Annotated in this window: 7 protein-coding genes; 4 read left to right on the top strand and 3 right to left on the bottom strand. The window is 33.8% G+C overall.

Going from position 1 to position 7875, the window contains the following annotated elements:
- Positions 1 to 105: 105 nt before the first annotated feature.
- Positions 106 to 936, bottom strand: a complete 831-nt coding sequence (locus VB776_RS17970) for a fumarylacetoacetate hydrolase family protein (RefSeq protein ID WP_323698257.1) — start codon at positions 934 to 936, stop codon at positions 106 to 108.
- A gap of 183 nt (positions 937 to 1119) precedes the next feature.
- Here VB776_RS17970 and VB776_RS17965 point away from each other — a divergent pair, with 183 nt between their 5' ends.
- Complete coding sequence (locus tag VB776_RS17965; protein WP_407653846.1) at positions 1120 to 2340, top strand: sulfite oxidase; 1221 nt, start codon at positions 1120 to 1122, stop codon at positions 2338 to 2340.
- Positions 2341 to 2352: 12 nt separating this feature from the next.
- Positions 2353 to 2787, top strand: coding sequence for a hypothetical protein (locus VB776_RS17960; protein ID WP_323698256.1), 435 nt, complete (start codon positions 2353 to 2355; stop codon positions 2785 to 2787).
- A gap of 81 nt (positions 2788 to 2868) precedes the next feature.
- Here VB776_RS17960 and VB776_RS17955 read toward each other — a convergent pair whose 3' ends face one another.
- Together VB776_RS17955 and fmt are read right to left on the bottom strand one after the other, a co-directional pair.
- Positions 2869 to 3234 (bottom strand): hypothetical protein, encoded by a 366-nt coding sequence (locus tag VB776_RS17955; RefSeq protein ID WP_323698255.1) that lies wholly within the window; start codon positions 3232 to 3234, stop codon positions 2869 to 2871.
- A gap of 130 nt (positions 3235 to 3364) precedes the next feature.
- The gene (fmt, locus tag VB776_RS17950) at positions 3365 to 4279 is read right to left on the bottom strand and encodes a methionyl-tRNA formyltransferase (protein WP_323698254.1); all 915 of its coding nucleotides are present in this window, start codon (positions 4277 to 4279) and stop codon (positions 3365 to 3367) included.
- Between the two features lie 522 nt (positions 4280 to 4801).
- On the opposite strand from fmt, the gene greA reads away from it, so the two are divergent.
- Both greA and VB776_RS17940 read left to right on the top strand, forming a co-directional pair.
- Positions 4802 to 5275: a transcription elongation factor GreA gene (gene greA / locus VB776_RS17945; RefSeq protein ID WP_323698253.1), complete on the top strand. Its 474-nt coding sequence runs from the start codon at positions 4802 to 4804 to the stop codon at positions 5273 to 5275.
- Between the two features lie 173 nt (positions 5276 to 5448).
- Positions 5449 to 7527, top strand: coding sequence for a vWA domain-containing protein (locus tag VB776_RS17940; RefSeq protein ID WP_323698252.1), 2079 nt, complete (start codon positions 5449 to 5451; stop codon positions 7525 to 7527).
- Positions 7528 to 7875: the final 348 nt, after the last annotated feature.

The following is a 7875-nucleotide window of genomic DNA, read 5'->3' as shown; positions in this document are numbered from 1 at the left end:
AATCAAACAAAATTGTATTTTTTAAATAAAGCACCTCAGATGAAAGCAAAAATCCACCCAGAACATGAGTGGATTTTATCGTAAAGCAATATCGAAAAACAATTTTCAAGGGAAGCCTACAGTATTAGTAAGTGTCCCAATCCCTTCAATAGAAATATTTATTACATCGCCAACCACTAAAGTAAACTCATTTGGGGGAACAACGCCCGTTCCTGTCATTAAATAAGCTCCATGAGGGAAAGACATCTCTCTGAACAAGAATGAAATCAATTCATCATGTTTACGCTTCATGCGATTGATGGCAATACTTCCCTGAAATTGTGAAATATTATCTCTTAAAATCTCTAGCGAAATTAAAGTATCAGGACTGATTTCGCCATCCGTTACATACAAACATGGTCCAATAGCAGCGGCTTTGTCGTAGCTTTTGGCTTGAGGTAAGTACAATGGATTTTCACCTTCAATATCTCTCGAACTCATGTCGTTTCCAGCAGTATAACCTACAATTTTGCCGTTTGAAGTAGCGAAAAGAGTCAGTTCTGGTTCTGGAATATTCCAAGCTGAATCTTTACGAATACGCACAAAATCATTTGTGCCTACACAACGACTTGCAGACGATTTAAAGAAAATCTCTGGGCGTTCTGCATCATATACTCTAGCATAAAAATCGCCACCACCAGCATCTTTTGATTCCTCAATTCTGGCTTCACGACTACGCATGTAAGTTACGCCAGATGCCCAGATTTCTTGCTGACTGATAGGGGCAAGGATGTCATTGCCAGCCCATTCAATACTTGAAAGTGCGGCAATTTCTTTACTTACTTGTTCATATAAATCATCACGATTTACATAAATATCCCAATTACTTTCAGCGGATAAATAAAATTTTTCAGCCGATTCTACGATAATTCCTTGTTTAGTTTTGTAAATTTTCATTTTAAAAGGTTTGATTTGAAAGGTCTAATCTGCTAAAGCAGACAGAAATACTATTTTTACAGAATATATTGCTTTAAATATATCAAAATAAATCAAATTGTTTGAAGAATCAAATCGCCAGATTTACTAAGGATGTCGATTTTAAATCATAATTTATTCAAAGACAAATTAACAATAAAAAAAATGATTCAAGACAGAAGAGATTTTTTAAAGAAAAGTACTTATTCCACTTTGTTGGGATTACTCCTTCCAAAGGTCACTTTTTCTCAAAACGCTTCCTCAAATTTAACACTTGCAGAAGGTGCTTTGCCCGATTGGAAAAATAAAGAGTTAATAATTCTTTCGGATAAACCTTGGAACGTTGAAACACCGCCACATTTATTAGATGATAAAGTAACGCCAGTGGAAAAAATGTTTATCCGTAATAATGGATTGATTCCAGAAGCTAATATTGATATTAATACTTGGACTTTAACCATCGGCGGTGAATCTGTCAAAACTTCAAAAACATATAAACTCAAAGAGTTAAAGGAGAAATTCAAACAATATACTTATCAACTCACTTTAGAATGTGGAGGAAATGGACGTTCGGGCTATTTTCCACAAACTTCTGGAAATCAGTGGGAACAAGGAGCAGTAAGTTGTGCAGAGTGGACAGGTGTTCGGTTGAAAGATATTTTAGCTGACGTTGGTTTGAAAGAAGATGCCGTTTACATCGGATATTATGGGAAAGATATTCATTTGAGCAGAATGCCCAATAAATCAGTGATTTCAAGAGGAGTACCCATTAAAAAAGCCTTGGAAGATGAAACGCTTATTGCTTGGGCAGTGAATGGAAAAGATATTCCTTTGGAACATGGTTTCCCGCTTCGTTTGGTAATTGGCGGTTGGGCTGCTTCAGTTTCGGGAAAATGGTTAGATAAAATTGTGGTCAGAAATAAAGAACATGACGGCGAAAAAATGAGCGGTCATAGTTATAGAGTACCTATTCATCCAATTGAACCGGGAGAGAAATTAGCAGAAACGCCCGAAAATTTCAAAATTATCGAAGCCATGCCTGTGAAATCTTTGATTACTTTTCCTAAAACGGGAGCAGTAATTGATGCTGGCAAAAAAGTAACCTTGCGTGGACATGCTTGGGCGGGTGATTTGGAAGTAAAAGAAGTATCGCTTTCGCTGGATTATGGTGTTACTTGGAAGAAATGTAATTTGGAAGCTCCTAAAAATCGTTTGGCTTGGCAACATTGGTCTTTGGCTTTAGATTTTTCACAAAAAGGTTATTTTGAAATATGGGTAAAAGCAACCGATAGCAAAGGAATTACGCAACCAATGGTAATTCCACAGTGGAATCCGGGTGGATATTTGAATAATGCTTGTCACAGAATTGCGGTGAAAGTCGTATAAACCAACATCGAGATGAAAGTTATCAACATATATTTATTTGTCGGAACGATATTGATGAGTTTACTTGCCTTCAAGCAATCACGAGAAATCAATTACGCAACTCCTCAATCAACACTCCAAACTCAGCACTCAAAGCTCTCTGATTCGTTGACAATTGATTCAGAAACTGGATTAATCAACGATACAAATTTGATGATGATAAAGGCACAATGTACAGCTTGCCATAATACCAAATTGATTCAGCAACATCGTTTTACTCGTGAAGGCTGGAAAGATAAAATCAGGTGGATGCAGAAAAACCATAAATTATGGGATTTAGGAGAATCAGAAAAAGTAGTACTAGATTATTTAGAAAAGTATTATTCCCCAAAAATGGCTTCTCAGAAAATTTTGAATAGAAGAGAATTGTTGAAAAATATACAGTGGTATAAGTTGGAGAATCGGTGATAGAGAATGTTTTACTAGAGAAACCAGAAGAGCGGTTTTTTATAAATCGCTCTTCTGCCTTTAAAGAATAGGTCTTATGATTTAAAACATACTTGCACTAATTTTTAGTTTCCCTTTTTTATTTTCAAGGTGTTTGAAGCTAATCTTTGCATGTGCTCCATAAAAATCTCTTCTAACATCTTTCAAATGCACCTTTCCAGCATTTAAAGGTATTGTCAACGTTAGATTAGTATTTGGATTGTCTTTACTTTCGTGATATGCAATTTCTATCAAAGTGCTATCACTCAAATACCCATTAATATCAAAAATAATAGATGGACCACCTCCTTTTCCATTCAAAAAAAAGGTGGTATCTTTTGTCGCATCAATCGTTGTTGTTACGGTATTCACTCCAGTAAAAAGTGAACAACTTGTAGTAAATAGAAGAATGAAGATGTATTTAGCCATAATGATAGAAGTTAATAGTTAGGCTACTTTATTTAACACTTGCTATTATTGTTAGAAAATTCTGAATTACTCATGTTTCCCTGAATCCAAATTCCTAAAGTCTTTAATCATAAAGTCCCAAAGTCTAGTACTACAATCTATATCCTCTCAAAAACTCCTCAATTCCCATACGCTTTTTGCCTTCTAATTGTAATTCTTCAATGGCTAAATAGCCGTCTAAACATCTGAAGTATAAATATTTTTTGCCATCACTTTTAAAGGCTTCATCAAATTGAACATTTTCATCTGTTACTTTGGCAGTACGATAGATTTTACAAACTTTTCCGTTTAAAGTAGTCCAAGCGGCAGGATATGGAGAAAGCCCACGAATAAAATCATAGACTGATTTGGTAGATTTTGTCCAGTCAATTTCACAAGTTTCTTTGAAAATTTTCGGAGCGTGTTTTATCTCATCAGATTCTACTTGTGGTTCTTGCGGATATTCGCCAGCTTCAATGGCTCTTACTGTTTTTAATACCAGTTTAGCTCCAATGTGCATCAATCGAACATATACATCACCCACATTATCAGTTTCAGCAATCGCTTCTCTTTCTTGAAAAATGATTGAACCAGTATCAATTTCATGTTTTAAGAAAAAAGTAGTAACACCCGTTTCTTTTTCGCCATTGATAATTGCCCAGTTGATTGGTGCCGCTCCACGGTATTGTGGTAAAAGTGAGCCATGTAGATTAAAAGTGCCTAATTTGGGCATATTCCAAACTACTTCTGGCAACATTCTGAAAGCAACAACAATTTGTAGGTCGGCTTCATAACTTTTTAGTTCTTCTAAAAATTCAGGATTCTTTAATTTCTCAGGCTGTAAAATGGGAATATGCGGAGCGTTGGCTAAAACATACTCTTTTACGGCTGACATTCCGATTTTTAAGCCACGACCAATCGGTTTATCTGGTGCAGTGATTACCGCTACTACATTACAGTTATTTTCAACTAAAACTTTCAAACTCTCAACCGCAAAGTCGGGAGTACCCATAAAGATTATTTTCATTAGATTGATATATGTTTTATCAGCGTAAACGCTAGATTGAGAAGGCTGATTTTGTTTTTTTAATGATATTTCTTACTACGAAATTACGGTGAATTAAGATTTATTAGTACTTATTACTCAACGCTCGTAATTGATGTCTTCGTGAATTCAATATAAATTTTCTAAAAAAAACACAATTTGAAATTTCTCTTTGAATTCGAAATCTGTTTTACTATCTTTGCTAACTCAATTCAGTAAAATATGCAACGAAAGACTCAAACAAGCATCATTCAATAGCTTCGAAATTTCTGCAAAGGTCATAAAAAATCTTGTAGAACGGTCGAAAGCCGTTCTTTTTGTTTGTAAAGAGTTTGAGTAAATATTTTTAGAATAGGAATTTCACTTGCTGGCAGCGATGTCAGTAATTTTTTTTGTATCAACTCAAAGAAGTGCTGAGTGTAAATTGTGGTAATACAAGATTATAGCAGTTTTGACTATGATTTTCAACAATTTACTTGATCATTTCTGTAAAAAATAAAGACAATGGGAAAAGTACAGTATTATACTGCTGAGAAATTAGAGGAGTTAAAATCAGAATTGCAATATTTAAAATTGCAAGGTCGTTCGGATATGGCTAAGCAAATTGCGGAGGCTCGTGATAAAGGAGATTTAAGTGAAAATGCTGAATACGATGCCGCAAAAGATGCACAAGGTTTATTGGAATTGAAGATTTCTAAAATGGAAGAAATCGTTGCCAATGCTCGTGTTTTGAACGAAACAAATATAGATACTTCGAAAGTTTCGATTTTATCAAAAGTAAAAATCAAGAATAAGAAAAATGGGATGGAAGTAGTTTATACCATCGTGTCGGAAGAAGAAGCTGATTTGAAAGCTGGTAAAATCTCTAATTCATCTCCATTTGGAAAAGGATTGTTCGGAAAATCAGTGGGAGATATTGCTGAGATTCAAGCGCCTGCTGGTAAATTAGAATTTGAAATTCTTGAAATATCTCGTTAGAATTTAACCAATCTTTTGATTTTCTGTTTTTCAAAAGCAGATTGATATACAAATCTTGAATTAGCCATCGTTGATTTAATCAATGATGGCTTTTTTTTGTAGTTTTATACATTAATGAAATTTCAAGTATTTATGATTTTATCAGTACTTGAACAAAAACGAAGAGATATTTCATGCAATTTCTATATCCATTTTTCCTTTGGGGACTTTTAGCCGCTGCAATTCCCTTAATTATTCACCTCTTTAATTTTAGAAGAACCAAGAAAGTATATTTTACAAATGTTGCTTTTCTGCGGGCTGTTAACACAACGACGTCTTCATTTCGTAGGCTAAAGCACTTATTGATTATGGCTGCACGAATGGCTTTTATCATTGCTTTAGTGCTGGCTTTTGCACAACCTTTTTTCCCATCTAAAACTGGTGTTGGCATAAAAATAGGCGGCATAAGTAGTTTATATATTGATAATTCATTGTCGATGCAGAATGAATTGGATAAAAAAACATATCTTGATAAAGCTATCAATAAAGTAGAGGAACTTTTACTTTCATTCCCACAAGGTTCTCAATTACAATTAATTACCAATGATTTTTCTGCCGATGAGCATGCCGTAGGTAATACTCAGCAGATTAAAGAACGCACAACTTCCATCAAGTTTACGCATAGTCCACGAACTTTAGAACAAGTATTAAATCGTCAGAAAAATTTAGCTTCTAAGCATAATTCACAAGGTGGAAATCAGTATATATGGTTTTCAGATTTTCAGAAATCTACCGCAGGAAATTTATCTAAACTTACTTTAGATTCAACTGATAGGCTTTTTTTAGTGCCTGTTCAGTCGAAAGCAATTCAAAACGTTTTTGTTGATTCTGTTTGGTTGAATACTCCTTTTGTGCGTGAAATGCAGGTGAATCAATTGTCGGTCAAGTTATTTAACACAGGCGAAACAGCCGTTGAAAATTTACCAGTAAAATTATTGATTGATGGTGTTCAGGTTTCGTCAACGATTGCTACAATTCCTGCTAAATCTTCAACGGTGGGTACTTTCTCTTTTAATATTCAAGGGAAAGGCTTTAAAAAAGCAAATATTTCGTTTGATGATACGCCTATTACTTTTGACAACGATTATTTCTTTGTGTTGAATGTAGCACCCAAAATTAAGGTATTGCATTTGTCAGGACAAAATACTGCTGGTAAATATTTGCCTGCGGTTTTTGCGAACGATAGTGTTTTCGCTTACAGGAATTATGCGGCTTCAAACGTTGACGTTGGACTTTTTAAAACAGTAGATTTTATTATTTTAGAAGGACTATCAATTATTGAAGGGTCGATGAAATTGGCTTTAAATGATTTTGTGAAATCAGGAGGAAGTTTGATGCTCATTCCGAATCAAGATCCTGATTTAAAAAGTTATAATGACTTCCTTGGTGTATTTAATATAAGAAATATTCAGGAAAAAAAATCAATTACTTCAGAAGTAACACCATTAGCTGAACCAGTGAAATCGTCATCATTTTTTGTAGATATTTTTGATAATTCTACACAAAAAGAAATGATACAAATGCCCAACCAGAATGCTATAATTACTTGGCAAGCTGTGGGCGAAAAACTATTGAATTTCAGGAATAATCAGCCTTTTTTAACGGTTTCGACAGTTGCTAATGGACGAGTATATCTGTTAGGCGCACCCTTGGATGTTCAGTTTGGCGAATTTGCCAGAAATGCTCTGTTTGTACCCATTATGTATAAAATTGCAGCACAGAGCGTAGCACAAGAACAAACAGCATTCTCCTTTGAATCAAATACAATTTCAGTTGTTTTGGATGAAGTAAAAACTGTAGAAAATGCTCGCCAACCAATTTTTACTTTAAGGCGTAACAAAATGGAATTTATTCCCTTACAACATTTAGTAGGAAATGTGTTAACGATTGAATTGCCCAAAGCGAATCAATTAAATGAAAACCAATTGCTGGAATCTGGATATTACGAATTGCTTTTAGACGGGAAAGTACAAAAAGTATTGGCATTCAATCACGACCACAAGGAATCTATGATGGATTTTTATAGTGTATCTGAATTGAAAAACCTTTTGAGTGCCAAGAAAAATATTCAAGTTTTTGATAAAGTAGATGATACTGATTTTGTAAGTACTTTTAAAGAACAGAATTTTGGGGTGGCACTTTGGAAATATTTTATTATTGCAGCTTTACTTTTCTTGGCTTTAGAGATTTTCATCATCAAAATGATGAAATAATCAGAAAGAATTATCAATGAAAAGTAGCTTTTGAATTAACAAATGTTATTTTTGTTTTATATTGAAAAGAAAGCTTTTATGCTGATAATTATTAAAAATCAGGATAAAAGAGTTTGTTTTTTAGGTAGATAAAACAATTTTTCTGATTTTTAAAAAAATGGAATGATGATTGTGGGTTGTTTTTGTAGGAAATGATTTTGGAAAACGATAATAGAATAAACTATTCGTTCAGTAAACAAAAAAATAATATGATTATTGTTAGTTTTCCTACTTTCAAAAATCCTAATTCTGTTTATCTAAAAGCACTTAACTTTATAACATGAAGTTCCTTGAAGATAACAAGGCTAA

Source organism: Arcicella gelida, from assembly GCF_034931025.1.
Taxonomy (GTDB): domain Bacteria; phylum Bacteroidota; class Bacteroidia; order Cytophagales; family Spirosomataceae; genus Arcicella; species Arcicella gelida.
This window is presented reverse-complemented; position numbering and strand designations above follow the sequence as displayed.

Bases quoted from the DNA above. Each gene is read 5' to 3' on its own strand.
- VB776_RS17970 (WP_323698257.1), bottom strand. From the start codon at position 936: ATGAAAATTTACAAAACTAAACAAGGAATTATCGTAGAATCGGCTGAA.
- VB776_RS17965 (WP_407653846.1), top strand. From the start codon at position 1,120: ATGATTCAAGACAGAAGAGATTTTTTAAAGAAAAGTACTTATTCCACT.
- VB776_RS17960 (WP_323698256.1), top strand. From the start codon at position 2,353: ATGAAAGTTATCAACATATATTTATTTGTCGGAACGATATTGATGAGT.
- VB776_RS17955 (WP_323698255.1), bottom strand. From the start codon at position 3,234: ATGGCTAAATACATCTTCATTCTTCTATTTACTACAAGTTGTTCACTT.
- fmt (WP_323698254.1), bottom strand. From the start codon at position 4,279: ATGAAAATAATCTTTATGGGTACTCCCGACTTTGCGGTTGAGAGTTTG.
- greA (WP_323698253.1), top strand. From the start codon at position 4,802: ATGGGAAAAGTACAGTATTATACTGCTGAGAAATTAGAGGAGTTAAAA.
- VB776_RS17940 (WP_323698252.1), top strand. From the start codon at position 5,449: ATGCAATTTCTATATCCATTTTTCCTTTGGGGACTTTTAGCCGCTGCA.